The following is a 13,895-nucleotide window of genomic DNA, read 5'->3' as shown; positions in this document are numbered from 1 at the left end:
AATGCCAACACGGCGTATCATTAATTACTGGTGTAATTTCCGGTTGGAAATTGCTGCAATCAATTATCTTTAGGTCAAGCAGATATTTTCCGTTGGAAAAGTTCGCAACTAATCATGCACTAACCGTATGTGGAATTTGAAAATATGGGTAAGAAGAAACCAAAGAAAAAGAAAAAGAAACTTTTTAAACATTATAAACTATTTATCGTGATTGGAGGTGTATTTCATATCATCTCATGGAAATTTTATGAAAAAACTCTTTTTAACGAAAATTTGTATTGGGGTAGTGCTATGTTATGCGGTTTAATCTTCGCTATCTTTTTCATAAATAAAACGGACTTATTAAACCCGAAAAGTTACAAAAAACTACATGGTATTAAGCTTAAGTCTTATATGCTCTTTATAGGTATAGTTATGACCATAGGTGGAGTTATAGTTTTTGGAAGTGTGATTAATGGAACGGTACTTGGCCTTAATTATATTGGAAAAAGCAATGTGTCTGTCATAGTTGAATTGCAAGTTGAAAAAATCGTACGAAATTACTCCACTGGAGGCCGACGGAGAATCGGTAGAAATAATCCGAAAGTATATTTAAAAGAGAATGAAATACTGAAATCTTTTAATCTACCTGAACGCTGGGATTCGAATGCAAACTATGCCGAATATAAATCAATTGAATTAAATTTGAAGACAGGTCTTTTTGGTCTCGAAATAATAGATGAATACGTATTGAAAAAATAAAACTACACACAACCAAACCTATTAGCTATTAGGCCATCGGGCTTTGCCCAAAGGTTTGTGTATTTTAAGTATGCAAAATCGTTTGGATTTTGCTATAAACTAAGGAAAAGAAATACAAAACAAAAGGCTTTCGAGATATGCATGGCGCAAGTCAAACGCTGGTTTGCTCCCGTACTGTTCATAGCTCAACCATTCTCTGCAAGCATAATAATTCAACATTAGCTTAAACCTTCTCCTACTTTCATAGTCCAAATGAGAACAAGCAAACCTGCAATAATAATCTTAAAGTGATGGCGAATTTTAAATATTTCATGATCACAATTGCGCTGTTCCAATTCACACTAGTGATCGCACAAACTGATGTCGAAAGCAAGGCGATTTCTTCGACTCCTATTGCTAAACAAAAGCAGTCATTGCTGGAGGCTTACAGCAAGCTCGTCAGGAAAAACGATTCCTTTGTGACCGCTAACCGTGAAAAGATATTCAGTCCTGAATTAGAGCGCTTTAATTCAATTATTGATTCTTTGGAGCAAAGCGTTTATAAATTGGTCAAGAACTACGAAGACAATTTTGAAGAGAGAAATACGCTAAAAATTGATAGCCTATTGACCGAAGCAAAATTCAATCACAAACGATATCGCTTGTTATACCCGAATAACTATTATCGTTTTGCAAATTTTAAGAAAAAAGCAAGCGTTTCTAGTGACTATTTTGAAGACGTAATGAAGGGGAGCTTTGATGACCCATCCTTAGTGCAGTTTAAAGAATATCGAAGATGTGTGAATTTTTATTTAGACATTCTTTCGGCGGGAGAATACAAGTTTTTGCACCTTGAATATGTTCCTGTAAAGCGTTTAGACACACGTTATGATGCCATAGTTGATTTAGACGCGCAACAGCGTATTAAAGATTTTTTCATCAAGGAGCATTTTACTTCCAATATTTGGACCTATCGCGTCGAGGCGTTTGATTATGCTTTTGCGAAAGCTTTGGAAGATGTCAAAAATCAAGAGTATGTGAAGGAAATTAAGGATACTTACAGAATGGGTAAAGACAGAAGGAATGATGCCAGCGAAATAAAAGTTTACAAAACTGTTGATGGTATTACCCTTAATGCCCATATTTTTTATCCAGAAAATCACGATAAAAGTCAGGCAAAACCGGCACATTTGTTTTTTAACGGTGGGGGTTGGGCGATTGGATTGCCTGAATGGAGTTATGGCGCTTGTAAGCGTTCCGCAGAAGAAGGAAGCGTTGCTTTTGCCTTCGATTATCGTCTTAGGAATATCCACGGTACAGCTGTGAAAGCTTCAGTAAGTGATGCACTAAGCGCGATAGCTTGGGTACGAGAAAACGCGAAGGAATTAGGCATTGACCCAAACAAAATTTTGGCAGAAGGTTTTTCTGCAGGTGCACATTTAGCCTTGGTTTCAGCAATGATTAAAAACCCTGAAGATTTTGGGGTTACTTCAAAATTCAGTTCAAAACCTGATGCCATAATTCTGGGTTCTTGCCCATATGATATCGCTGGTAGAGATGTATACAATAGTAATTACGACACAAGAACAATCTCGCCACTTTTTCTTATCGAGGAAAACCTCCCACCCATACTCGCCTTCCACGGTGAGGAGGATGATATGGTTGCATTTTCTGAATTCGAAAAATTCAGAGCTGCCATTCAAAAAACCAAGAACAGTTTCACTTCACGTTCATATGCCGGTGCAGGACATTTTTACTTTAGAGGAAGTTCTCAAAAGGATGCTGATGATAGAAGAAGACTTACAGAAAAATTTTTGCTGAAAAATGGTTTTAAAATCAAATAAAACTTGCTGTGAACAAGCTATATTAGTAATCGCGAGAGCTATAAACATAAAACGAAGGTCTTTGTAAAACCGAAAGGTTTGTGAATAGAAATCTGCTACTACGCATACACTAGACCGTTAACAGCAATTTTAATAGAACATAGTTTGAAATGAAACCAGAAGATTTTATTAAAGAATATGAAGGTGCCTTAAAAACGCAAGATTGGAACAAAGTTGACCCGTTGTTTCATAAAAATGCCTGTGTAACTTTTTCTAATGGCGCAATTCATATGGGGAAATCAAAAGTTAAAATAGCCTTTGAAAGCAATTTTGCAATGATTAAGAGCGAGCAATACTCAATACAAAACGTACGATGGATTCTTAAAAATGAATCAATGGCAGCTTTTGTGTTTGAATTCTACTGGGAAGGAATAATCAATGAAAATCTTACAAGAGGAAATGGTGTCGGGACCACAGTGCTAATTAATGAAAATGGAAATTGGATTTTGCTTACAGAAAATCTAAGTAAAAGGCAGCGTGATTAATAGTGTGCAAAGCAAAAAGAACTGCTGCTAACAAAAAATAAACCGCATTAAAAAGACTGTTTGTTAAAGACTATATACGCAAGCTAAAAATTCATCGAATGGAAGAGATAAAAAATTACATTGACAATATATATCCAATGAATAGTGCTGAATGGGACTTTTTTTCTTCAAAATTGTTTCGGGAAACTGTAAATAAAAATTCGACCCTTATAAAAGTAGGTGTAGTAGAAAACTACTTATCTTTTATTGCTGAAGGAATAGTAAGAATCTTTATACCTCAAGAAGACAGTGATTTAACTTTTGGGTTTGTGTTTGAAAACGAATTTGTTACTGCTTATGATTCCTTTATTACCCAAACCCCTTCTCATTATCAAATCGAAACACTTACAAACACCACTTTGTGGCGAATTTCGTTCGAAGACCTTCAAGCTGTGTACAAAAACAACAAAAGTGGAAATTTAATTGGGCGAAAAATGGCGGAGAATATGTTTTTAATAAAATCGAAAAGAGAAATTTCCTTACTAAACAAATCAGCAGAACAACGCTATTTAGACTTGTTCTTGGAACGTCCAAACTTACTGAAACACATCCCATTAAAATATATTGCTTCCTATATTGGGGTTACTCCTCAAGCCTTAAGTAGAATACGTAAACGAATTACTTAACTCAGGTTCATTGTCAACTCAATATTCATTTATGAACTTTGTAATTGAATTAAAAGAAGACAATATGAAACCATTGGCAGTACTTTTATCAAGCTTTGTAATTGCAATTTTTGTAATAAGAATTTTCTATAAGGATTACAATTTTGCCCTATCAGCAAGAATAGCAATGGCGGTAATGTTATGTTTTACAGCTCTCGGACATTTCGCATTTACCAAAGGCATGTCAATGATGATTCCACCATGTATTCCATACAAGGAGACTTTTGTTCATTTAACAGGATTATTTGAAATACTCCTGGCCATTGGCTTGCTTGTTCCAAAATTAAAAGTGGTTAGTGCATGGGCTTTGGTTATTTTTCTAATATTGATGTTACCAGCAAATATTTATGCGTCTTTAAATAATGTGAATTATCAAAAAGGCACATTTGATGGAAATGGTCTTTCCTATCTATGGTTTAGAATTCCATTGCAATTGCTGTTTATTGTTTGGACGTATTTTAGCGCAATACGAATTCCTTAAAGCAAAAGCTTGAAGTCTACAATGCTTGCAAACAAAAAAAATCGAATCTTGTTTACAATGACATTAAATGAATATATACGTAAAAGAAACGGCGTACCGATAGGAAGTGCTAAATCATTGCGAAACAATTTATACCGTTCCTTAGGTGCAAAAAATTTTTCTGCTTTTTGGAATTATTGGAATCCTATTTTTGGATACTATTTAGGAAAGTATGTATTTAAACCCTTAAAAAAAGAAATTCCCGATGTAATTGCTTTGCTATTTACATTTATATGCTGTGGATTTATGCACGACCTAATAACTACTATTTATAGAGCTAAAATATCATTGTTCTTTACCATATGGTTTACTATAATGGGATTTGCTGTTTTAATTACAAAATATTTAAAACATGATTTTAGTATACAGAAATGGATTTTTCGCGCCTTAGTTAATTTGAGTATCCTATCGCTATGTTTTTTAATTACGTTTTGTATAACGAATTTTCCGATGTAACGCCTAAGAATTGAATCAATTCCGGTACTGCATCAAATCTGATAGATAAAATTTAGCTGAAGAAAGCTAGCGTACAACTATGTATGTCATTAATGCTTCGCTTCTACTCCAATTTAAATGTATATTTAAACAACCGATTTGCTGCTACTACATATCCTTCGGATTCTAGGTGGAACAAATCACACACGAACACCTTGCATATCATTTAAACCAACTATATGAAAAACAATATTCTTCTACTAGCAGTATTATGTTTACTATCGTGTAAGCAATCCGAAAAAACCATTTCGGAAAACGAAATTCTTTGGGATACTTATGGTGTTCCACATATTTATGCTACTTCTGACAATGACTTGTATTACATGTCTGCCTGGGGGCAGATGAAAAATCATGGAAATCTCATGTTAAAACTCTATGGAGAAGCTAGAGGTACGAGTGCAGCATTATGGGGAGAAGGTTTTGAGATTAATAAAGCATTACATCATTTAGGACTTTACGAGCAATTGCAACCTACTTACGACGACTTGGCACCGAAATATCAAGAAATGCTTCAATCTTTTGTCGCTGGAATTAATGCATATGCAGCCAAGAATAGCAACGAATTGGATGAGAACTATAAAAAGGTATTACCGATTACTGCTAATGATATCATTGCTCACAGTTTCCGTGTTGTGAATTATGAATTTCTTATTCGAGGCACCTTTTTAACCAATCAAAAAATAGAAGGCGGATCAAATTCATGGGCACTTTCAGGAAGCAAAACCGCCACTGGAAATACCATGCTGGTTGCTAATCCGCATTTACCTTGGTCAGACCTATTTTTATGGCATGAGCAACAGTTTATTACCAATGAATACAATATGTATGGCGCAACCCTTATCGGACATCCCTCAATAACACTCGGTTTTAATGATAATGTATCATGGACACATACCGTAAACACCATTGATAATACCGACTTGTTCGAAATGAAAAAACAAGGTGAAACCTATTTACTAGATGATGAATATATCCCGTTTGAAGCGTCAAATTATGTCATTGAAGAATTACAAGAAGATGGTACGATAAAGACCAACACCTTTACCAGGAAGCGCACAAAACATGGTATTGTAATCAAAGAGACTGAAAATACTGCATTGGCGATACGATTTGCACAGATGAATGATTTGACATCACTAATCGAACAATACGACTTAATGTCGAAAGCAAAAAATTTAGACGATATGAAAAATGCGCTCGCCTTGAGACAGATGCCCTTTTTGAACACAGTCTATGCAGATAAAGACGGGAATATAATGCACCATTTTGGTGGTCTTGTACCAGAAAAGAATGGCGATTGGGATAAATGGCAAGGTGTTGTATCGGGTGATTCAAGTACAGATATTTGGACCGACTATTACGAAAGTGATGAGTTGCCTACTGTGGTCAACCCTCCTTCTGGCTGGTTGCAAAATGCCAATGATCCACCATATGTAAACACACTTCCAACCGTTTTAGACCCTAAGGATTTCGCATCGCACATTGCACCAAATAATATGAGGTTTAGACCACAACGTGCCGCAAGGTTAATGCATGAAGAGGATAGTATTTCTTTTCATCGTTTAGTGGAGCTAAAACATGATAACAAAGCAGAACTAGCACTGCGCTTACATGATGACCTTTTGGCTTTAAAAGATCAAACATCAGACTCTTTAGTATTGGCCGCGATTGATGTCATGACAAAATGGGACGGTTCATATGACGCCCATAGTTTGGGTGCTATGTTTTTTATGACCTTCACCAATACTTGGGCATCTGAAAAGCAGACAAGTCCTTTTCAATTGAGTTCTCTTTTAAAAGACGCATGGCAACCTAATGACCCTATTAATACGCCAGACGGATTTGTAAATAATGAGGAAGTCATTAACATCATAAAAAAGTCTGCTGAAAATCATTTGGCTAAATATCCTAAACTTGAAATTCCCTATGGCGAATATTACAAACTTAAAATAGGAGATTTAGAGTATCCCGGAACAGGCGGTCCGCAACATTTAGGTGTGTTTAGAATTGTATATGCAAATCAAAATGAAGAGGGCAAGTTCATTGGTAATTTTGGTGATTCTTTCGTTCTTGTTCTTGAAATGGGCACGGAAATAAGCGCTAAAGGACTGTTGACCTATGGAAATTCATCGAACCCCGATAACAAACATTTTGGAGACCAACTAGAAATGTTTAGTAAGAATAAACTAAGGAATATCTGGTTTAAACGAATCGACCAGGAATCGAATTTGGAACTTAGAGAAAATAAAAACGATATGTAACAATGGCCGTAAGTGATCGTTTATTGGCGCCTACTTCTGAAAATCCTCACAGATTTTTAGTTTGCTGCCTACTTGCAACGTGAAGGACTAAGCCAAGTAATTACACATAACGGAGTCTGTTGAATGCAATTTGGAACGAAGAAATGATAGGACATAAAATTAAAGGCTTAGGAGAAATAGTGCTACGAGTAAATGATATGGAATTGATGAAAAATTTCTATCAGAAGACTATAGGGTTTGAACTAATGAATCAATCCGAAAATTATACTTTTTTCAAAATTGCAGATGGTGTTGGTGGCCATACGCAAACCTTGGCGTTATTTGCAAAGAATAATGTAACTGCCTTTAGTGAAGAGTTGAATGATATATTGCCTGTAAATAGCACATTGCATCATTTCGCACTCGAAATCGAAAAATTAGATTATGAAGATATACTGCATTTATGTAAAAAAAACAAAATAGCGTATGTAACTAAGATATTTGAATGGGTTAAATGGAGATCCATATTTATCAAAGATCCAGAATCTAATATTGTTGAATTTGTTTGCCATGACCCCGCGATTTAAAAACTGCATACAACAAAGCCTAAAATGCATTGCTTGCTGATTTCCTAATCGCAAATTACGCACAATAGGCTATCTTTAGGTTCGGCTTGCTTCTCCTCTCCCCTGCACTAAATAAAGCTATGGGCAGGGGTAGACAGACGAATCACAACAACGAATCTTAGTCGAGATCATTGTGCTTAATACTGAAAATACATCGATGAAAGAGGAATTAGGAATACTATTTATCCACGGTGCAGGTTTAGGAAATTACATTTGGAATGACCTTAAATCGAATTTAAAATATTCCACCTTAATGATTGAATTCCCTAATAGGAATACGGGTGACAAAACGAATTCGAAATTGAGTTTTGAAGATTACGTTACCAAAGCAATTTCGAACACTGCAAGTTTTGAAAAACAGAAAGTAATCGTTATTACGCATTCTATAGGAGGACTTATCGGGCTGAGAATTGCAGAATATTTAAAAAGCAAAACAATTGGATTCGTTGGAATTGGTTCTGCAATCCCAGACAACGGAAAGTCATTTGTTTCTTGTCTGCCATTTCCTCAAAGGCTAATACTTCCTTTGGTAATGCAATTCGCAGGTACCAAACCACCAAAATCAGTAATTGAGAAGGGATTGTGCAATGATTTAAACCCATTTCAAGTGAAAGAGGTTGTCGAGAAATTCACAGCCGAATCGAAGCGCCTTTATACGGATAATTCTAAAATAAAAATTCCTAACGTAAACAAACTTTATGTAGAATTGATCAACGATAAAGAATTTCCAGTATCGGTTCAAAAGAAAATGGCTAAAAATCTGAATTGCAAAAATATTGTAACACTTGAAAGTGGTCATTTACCAATGCTAAGTGTTCCCGAAAAACTTGCAGAAATTTTGAACCAATTTATTCATATCTGCCTAGAGAACGATTTAAAAAACAACTAGCACCAAAATGGCTATACCACATAGGGCGATAAGCGCTCTAATTAAATGCTTGGGTTTAATTACTAAGTCCGCCAAATCTGTTCGATTTACTCAGTTGACTTCTATTTTCAATATGGAATTCGTAATAAGGCTACGCTAAGTTGGCAATCAAAAAAAACAATTACGAAACAAATAGCTCTGACGCGCTGACCATACAAAAACGAAAAGTTTCCTTGCCTGCCCTACTCGCCATAGCCGAGACCGAAGTAGCCATTTCAAACGAGGTACACTTCCAAATACTCAAAAAAACGTAACAAAAACTTCTTTCATTCGTGTTACTTGTTTAACGCACTATATTTCTTAAAATGAAAAGTCTAGTAGCTATACTCCTTACACTAATTTTATGCTCTTGTCAAGAGCGTAAAGATCAATTGCATCTTACTCAAGGCCTGTACATATCAAATACCACCATAGTCTCAACAGAGGATGGAAATTATAAGCCATATATCGGTCATATAGTGGTCGAAAAAGATAAAATCGTTTATGTAGGCAAGTATGAACCCAATATAAGCGGAACATTTGAACAAATTGATGGCACGGGAAAATTTGTAATTCCAGGGTTAATTGATAGTCATGTTCATATGTCAGATGTCCAAGGAATGCTGCAACACCATAAAGAAAAGTATCCTCAACTGGTCAAAGAATTTAATACCCAAATGCCTAGAAGCTATTTATACTATGGCTTTACCGCTATCATTAATCTTGGTGGCATATCAGATGAACAAATCAATGCGTATAAGATACAACCATTAAAACCCGACTTATTTCATATTGGATATTCTGGGGCTGCGGTCGCAAATGGTTATCCAATGATTTATACCCCTGAAGAGTTTCGATTTGAAATGGAACCAAATTTCATCTACATGGAAAGTCAGGCGGAACATATTCCAGATCAATATAAGCCAGCCGACCATACCCCAAAAGCAGTAGTTAAACGTATTAAGAATTCCGGAGCTGTAGCTGTAAAATCGTATTATGAGTCAGGTTTTGGACGCATGTCTAATTTACCTGTACCAACCAAAAGTATTATGACTGAATTACGCAACGAGTCGCATGCAAATGGACTGGTGCTAACAGTGCATGCAAATTCACTTACAGGACATTCTTTTTTGGCAGACATAGGGGTAGATATTTTAGCGCACGGACTATGGAACTGGGAAAAGTATAAAGATGTACCAACAGACTCTCTTCCATTAGAAATTAAAGAAACCTTAGATGTACAGATACAGAAACAAATGGGCTATACGCCCACATTAACAGTCATTGAAGGAGAGGGAGCTTTGGTTGACAATAAATTTATAAATCAACCTGCCTTAAAAAAAGTGGTTCCCAAGAAATTACTTGAATGGTATAAAACGGAAGAAGCACAATGGTTCGCCCAAGAACTTTTTAGCGAATCTAATGCAGAAGAGGTACATAAAATCTATGGAAATGTGCAGGCCCATGCAATGCTAGTATTAAAATACCTTTCTGACAATAATGGTCTTATTCTATTTGGCACCGATACGCCATCAGGTCCAATTTATACGAACCAGCCAGGTCATAATGGCTATTGGGAGCTTAAATTAATGAAAAAGGCAGGAGTTCCTTTAGCTAAAATTCTGGCATCTGCTACAATTAATAATGCCAAAGCTTTTCATTTAGATTCCGCTCTCGGTTCATTAGCCATGGGGAAAAAAGCGAATATAATTATGATGACTAAAAACCCGTTAAGCGATATTGAAGCCTATGATGCTATAGAAAAAGTCGTTATTGGAGGTGAAGTCGTAAATAGAGAAGATTTAGAAGTCAAAGAATAACTGGCAATTACACTGTATCTAACAAATAAAGCCTTCGCTTACTTGGTAAAGTCAGCGCTTTTACCGAAAACCACCAAATCATTGCTTTGCTTTTAAAATGAAAAGATAACAACTGAAAGCTACCCCTACCTACGAATTTCAATGCCATATTATACTGAAGTTGAGCCCGAGCAAATCTTAGTACTAGTTTCGGAAAATTTTAAAAGAAAGAATATCATATATGATCTACACATTAGTGAACGTGGAATCGTTAAAAATTGCTTTCCTAACCTATCAGAAATAGCAACTGTTCATTGAGTAGCAGCATACCACTACGGCCAACAAAACCTAAAATGCTTTGCTTGCGGGTTTTCTAAACGAAAATCACACGCAAAAAGCTATCTTTAGGTTCAGATGCGTTGTCCGCTCCCCTTCGCTAAAAAAACACGGCGAGGGTAGCCTGACGAATCGCGGCAACGAACCCTAACCGAACCAATGGTAGCAATCTAAACATGTACAGGTATATAATACATCTTGTCCTGATATTGATTTCAAGTATCTGTTTTTCTCAAGACCTGAAAATGGAATTGGAAATGGAAACCTGTATAGATCTATCGTCTCAAAACAACCTTACTTTTATCATTGAAAATCCGACTGATGCAGACGTTTGGATAAACCCTTTGTATTTGACTTTTAATTTCGGAATTTACTCTGAAGATGGTAAGATAGTTGCAAGAAAGTCAACACGTCATTTAAAGGGTCTTGCATCTGAATATGTAAAGATTGAGAAAAAATCAAAAAAAGAGTTCAAATGGCTTGCGGATTTTTTTGATAATTATCAACTTGAAATAAATAAGATGTACTATTTGAAATGTGGATATGAACCGCCGCATTTGAGAAGAAAAGACAAAAGAAAATTAAACGAAAAAAACATACGATTATCTGATAATCGTTTTGACGGAAAATCAAATCTATTTCGGATGTGCAAAAAATAAAATCAGCGGCCAACAAGGGCCATACGTAATTGCCTGTTCTCCCCTACCTCTGAAAATTCTCTCCGATTTTCAGTTTGGTGTGTACTTGCAAAGTTTTGTGCTAAACCATGCAACGAATCACACCCAGGCCTTGACAATACCTGGAGAAAATAGCTAATAAAAAAACAACTGAATCAAACTAAGCCTGAATTGAACTACACAGCATCACATACATTAATACTTCATAATATTGCGAGGTTTATTGATTTAACCGAGTTAGAAAAGCAAAAATACCTTTCTTTACTCACAGCGATAAAAGTTAAAAAGAAGACCTTTTTAATGCAGGCTGGTGACATTACGCAATATGAGTATTTTATAACAAAAGGATGCTTAAAGGTGTATACCTTAGATGAAGATGGTGCACCTCATATATCCATGTTTGCAGTAGAGGATTATTGGACTGGTGATATGTCAAGCTTCATGACTAAAGAGCCTACACGCTATTTTATTCAGGCTACTGAAGATTCAGAATTATTAGGTATTTCTTGGGCAAATTATGAATTGCTATTTCAAGAGATACCTAAGTTTGAACGATTTTATCGTTTACTGTATCAAAGGTCGCTTGTCAGTTATATAAGGCGCTCCAATCACGGAATATCCTTAACCGCAGAGGAAAGATATATGGCGTTCAAAAAGAAATATCCGAAAATTGTCAATAGAATTACCCAAAAAGACTTGGCTGCTTATATTGGCATTACGCCAGAATTTATGAGTAAAATTATTTCGAAAGTCAACAGAATGTAAAAGTCTTAAACTAGTTCATTTTTTTTCATGTGCTCCTATCGGAATTTTGAAGCATGAAAAAAATCATCATCACCTCTTCGCTATTCATCTTCGGATGTTTAAATCCTTTACAAGCTCAATTTACCCAGGTAGAATTGTTTTCGGGCTTTGATAAAACCGATTTCACTTTATTCTCAAGTTATCCTATTAATAAAAGTCAGAAACTAAGTCTGAATGTGCTGGCTTTCTTTCAAAAGTTTAAAGAAGAAAACCAAGAATTTGATGAGGTTGGTGTACAACCCATATTGTTTTGGAATATTACCAAAAACATTGCGCTAGGCACTTCCATATACTATAACAGCTTTGCAGGCTATTCTGAACGGCTATCAGCAAAGTACACATTCAAAAGTTCACGCCTGGTATTTGTATTGATGCCAACAGTTGCACACTCAGAGCAAACTGATGCTAGCTATGCAGAAGTATTTGTTCAAATTCAATATAACAAACCTCTAAATGATAAGCTATCGCTCTGGTTAAACGGTCAGTTCTTAACCATTTGGGATGAGTTTAAAATGCATTCAAGGAGTTATCAACAGATACGATTTGGCGTGTCCTTTAATGATCATCAGGTAGGTCTAGGTATAGATCTTGACCAGTATGGACCTCAACCTATCGAAAAAGCAGCTCTCGGATTCTATTATCGTAAAACTTTATAAAAACTTTTAAATCGTAAACATTATGAAAAATTCAGTGAAACAACTTTTAAGAACAAATCCAAATATTGGCTTGAGTATTGCCCGATGGACCCTCGGATTAGTACTATTTCCGCATGGCGCACAAAAACTATTAGGCCTCTTTGGTGGCTATGGTTATTCAGCAACTATGGAATCATTAACTACCCAAATGGGTTTGCCAAGTATGGTAGGCTTCTCCGTAATAATGATAGAGTTTTTTGGCTCAATTTCATTGATTCTAGGATTGCTCAGTAGATTTTGGGCAGTAGCACTTACAGGAATGTTCTTGGGCATCATATTCACAACGCAGTTAGAACACGGTTTTTTTATGAATTGGTTTGGTAATCAAGCGGGTGAAGGTTATGAATTTTCGCTTCTAGTTATAGGCCTCGCTTTAAGTATAGTAGTTAATGGAAGTGGAAAATGGTCTATAGATCGTTTAATCTCAAAAAAATAACACAGATGAAAAAAATAATCACAATTGCAGGAACTAATAGTCAAAATTCGATCAACAAAAAGTTACTGTCGTATACCTCGGCCCTACTAGAACACGTAACACTTATTCCTATTGACTTAAATGACTATGTGCTGCCTATTTATGGTGTTGACTTCGAAGATGAAAATGGCATACCCACAGCCGTAAAAAGACTCAATGAAGTATTTGATAAGGCCGACGGATTTATAATAGCATTAGCAGAACATAACGGAACCTATACAGCAGTATTTAAAAATACTTTAGACTGGTTGTCTCGTGCCAATATAAAAGTATGGCGAGACAAGCCCACGCTCTTGATGGCAACCTCACCTGGTGGTCGTGGTGGGACTTCTGTATTACAGGCAGCGGTTAACTATTTTCCTTTTTTAGGAGCTAATGTCGTAGCAGATTATTCCTTGCCCAGTTTCTTTGAGAATTTTTCAAAGGATGGTATTTCAAACGCGGACTTAAAAGATGTGTTGACTGAAAAAATTCAACTTTTTGAGCAACAATTAAATATTAAATGAATCATACAATAATTATTAACCAT

14 protein-coding genes are annotated in these 13,895 nt (G+C 35.8%); all 14 read left to right on the top strand.

Going from position 1 to position 13,895, the window contains the following annotated elements; genetic code table 11:
• The first annotated feature begins 144 nt into the window (after positions 1-144).
• The 14 genes from ABJN95_RS11045 (at position 145) to ABJN95_RS10980 (ending at position 13,872) form a co-directional block, all read left to right on the top strand.
• Positions 145-741: a hypothetical protein gene (locus ABJN95_RS11045; protein ID WP_348370459.1), complete on the top strand. Its 597-nt coding sequence runs from the start codon at positions 145-147 to the stop codon at positions 739-741.
• A gap of 290 nt (positions 742-1,031) precedes the next feature.
• Positions 1,032-2,564, top strand: a complete 1,533-nt coding sequence (locus ABJN95_RS11040; protein ID WP_348370458.1) for an alpha/beta hydrolase — start codon at positions 1,032-1,034, stop codon at positions 2,562-2,564.
• 149 nt (positions 2,565-2,713) lie between these two features.
• Positions 2,714-3,088 (top strand): DUF4440 domain-containing protein, encoded by a 375-nt coding sequence (locus ABJN95_RS11035; protein WP_348370457.1) that lies wholly within the window; start codon positions 2,714-2,716, stop codon positions 3,086-3,088.
• 98 nt (positions 3,089-3,186) lie between these two features.
• On the top strand, positions 3,187-3,753 hold the full coding sequence (locus ABJN95_RS11030; RefSeq protein ID WP_348370456.1) for a Crp/Fnr family transcriptional regulator: 567 nt from the start codon (positions 3,187-3,189) through the stop codon (positions 3,751-3,753).
• Between the two features lie 31 nt (positions 3,754-3,784).
• Positions 3,785-4,273: a DoxX family protein gene (locus ABJN95_RS11025; protein WP_348370455.1), complete on the top strand. Its 489-nt coding sequence runs from the start codon at positions 3,785-3,787 to the stop codon at positions 4,271-4,273.
• A gap of 713 nt (positions 4,274-4,986) precedes the next feature.
• A complete protein-coding gene (locus ABJN95_RS11020; RefSeq protein WP_348370454.1) occupies positions 4,987-7,068 on the top strand; it encodes a penicillin acylase family protein in 2,082 nt (693 codons plus the stop codon).
• 119 nt (positions 7,069-7,187) lie between these two features.
• Positions 7,188-7,634, top strand: coding sequence for a VOC family protein (locus tag ABJN95_RS11015; protein WP_348370453.1), 447 nt, complete (start codon positions 7,188-7,190; stop codon positions 7,632-7,634).
• Between the two features lie 196 nt (positions 7,635-7,830).
• Positions 7,831-8,562 carry an alpha/beta hydrolase gene (locus ABJN95_RS11010; protein ID WP_348370452.1) on the top strand — a complete coding sequence of 244 codons (732 nt, stop codon included), beginning with the start codon at positions 7,831-7,833 and terminating at the stop codon, positions 8,560-8,562.
• 344 nt (positions 8,563-8,906) lie between these two features.
• Entirely contained in the window at positions 8,907-10,400 is a 1,494-nt protein-coding gene (locus ABJN95_RS11005; RefSeq protein WP_348370451.1) for an amidohydrolase family protein, read from the top strand.
• Between the two features lie 572 nt (positions 10,401-10,972).
• Positions 10,973-11,374, top strand: coding sequence for a hypothetical protein (locus ABJN95_RS11000; protein ID WP_348370450.1), 402 nt, complete (start codon positions 10,973-10,975; stop codon positions 11,372-11,374).
• 189 nt (positions 11,375-11,563) lie between these two features.
• Complete coding sequence (locus ABJN95_RS10995) at positions 11,564-12,157, top strand: Crp/Fnr family transcriptional regulator (RefSeq protein WP_348370449.1); 594 nt, start codon at positions 11,564-11,566, stop codon at positions 12,155-12,157.
• A 53-nt stretch (positions 12,158-12,210) separates the two neighbouring features.
• Positions 12,211-12,852, top strand: a complete 642-nt coding sequence (locus ABJN95_RS10990) for a hypothetical protein (RefSeq protein ID WP_348370448.1) — start codon at positions 12,211-12,213, stop codon at positions 12,850-12,852.
• Positions 12,853-12,874: 22 nt separating this feature from the next.
• Positions 12,875-13,327: a DoxX family protein gene (locus tag ABJN95_RS10985; protein WP_348370447.1), complete on the top strand. Its 453-nt coding sequence runs from the start codon at positions 12,875-12,877 to the stop codon at positions 13,325-13,327.
• Between the two features lie 5 nt (positions 13,328-13,332).
• The gene (locus tag ABJN95_RS10980; RefSeq protein ID WP_348370446.1) at positions 13,333-13,872 is read left to right on the top strand and encodes an NAD(P)H-dependent oxidoreductase; all 540 of its coding nucleotides are present in this window, start codon (positions 13,333-13,335) and stop codon (positions 13,870-13,872) included.
• The last annotated feature ends 23 nt before the right edge of the window (positions 13,873-13,895 follow it).

It is taken from the genome of Maribacter sp. (assembly GCF_039974175.1).
Classification (GTDB): Bacteria; Bacteroidota; Bacteroidia; order Flavobacteriales; family Flavobacteriaceae; genus Maribacter_C.
Note: the sequence above shows the minus strand (reverse complement) of the source record. Positions and strands in the feature narration are given on the sequence as shown.

Excerpts from the sequence above, each read along its gene's own strand:
- ABJN95_RS11045 (WP_348370459.1), top strand. The coding sequence starts at position 145 with ATGGGTAAGAAGAAACCAAAGAAAAAGAAAAAGAAACTTTTTAAACAT.
- ABJN95_RS11040 (WP_348370458.1), top strand. The coding sequence starts at position 1,032 with ATGGCGAATTTTAAATATTTCATGATCACAATTGCGCTGTTCCAATTC.
- ABJN95_RS11035 (WP_348370457.1), top strand. The coding sequence starts at position 2,714 with ATGAAACCAGAAGATTTTATTAAAGAATATGAAGGTGCCTTAAAAACG.
- ABJN95_RS11030 (WP_348370456.1), top strand. The coding sequence starts at position 3,187 with ATGGAAGAGATAAAAAATTACATTGACAATATATATCCAATGAATAGT.
- ABJN95_RS11025 (WP_348370455.1), top strand. The coding sequence starts at position 3,785 with ATGAACTTTGTAATTGAATTAAAAGAAGACAATATGAAACCATTGGCA.
- ABJN95_RS11020 (WP_348370454.1), top strand. The coding sequence starts at position 4,987 with ATGAAAAACAATATTCTTCTACTAGCAGTATTATGTTTACTATCGTGT.
- ABJN95_RS11010 (WP_348370452.1), top strand. The coding sequence starts at position 7,831 with ATGAAAGAGGAATTAGGAATACTATTTATCCACGGTGCAGGTTTAGGA.
- ABJN95_RS11005 (WP_348370451.1), top strand. The coding sequence starts at position 8,907 with ATGAAAAGTCTAGTAGCTATACTCCTTACACTAATTTTATGCTCTTGT.
- ABJN95_RS11000 (WP_348370450.1), top strand. The coding sequence starts at position 10,973 with ATGGAAACCTGTATAGATCTATCGTCTCAAAACAACCTTACTTTTATC.
- ABJN95_RS10990 (WP_348370448.1), top strand. The coding sequence starts at position 12,211 with ATGAAAAAAATCATCATCACCTCTTCGCTATTCATCTTCGGATGTTTA.
- ABJN95_RS10985 (WP_348370447.1), top strand. The coding sequence starts at position 12,875 with ATGAAAAATTCAGTGAAACAACTTTTAAGAACAAATCCAAATATTGGC.
- ABJN95_RS10980 (WP_348370446.1), top strand. The coding sequence starts at position 13,333 with ATGAAAAAAATAATCACAATTGCAGGAACTAATAGTCAAAATTCGATC.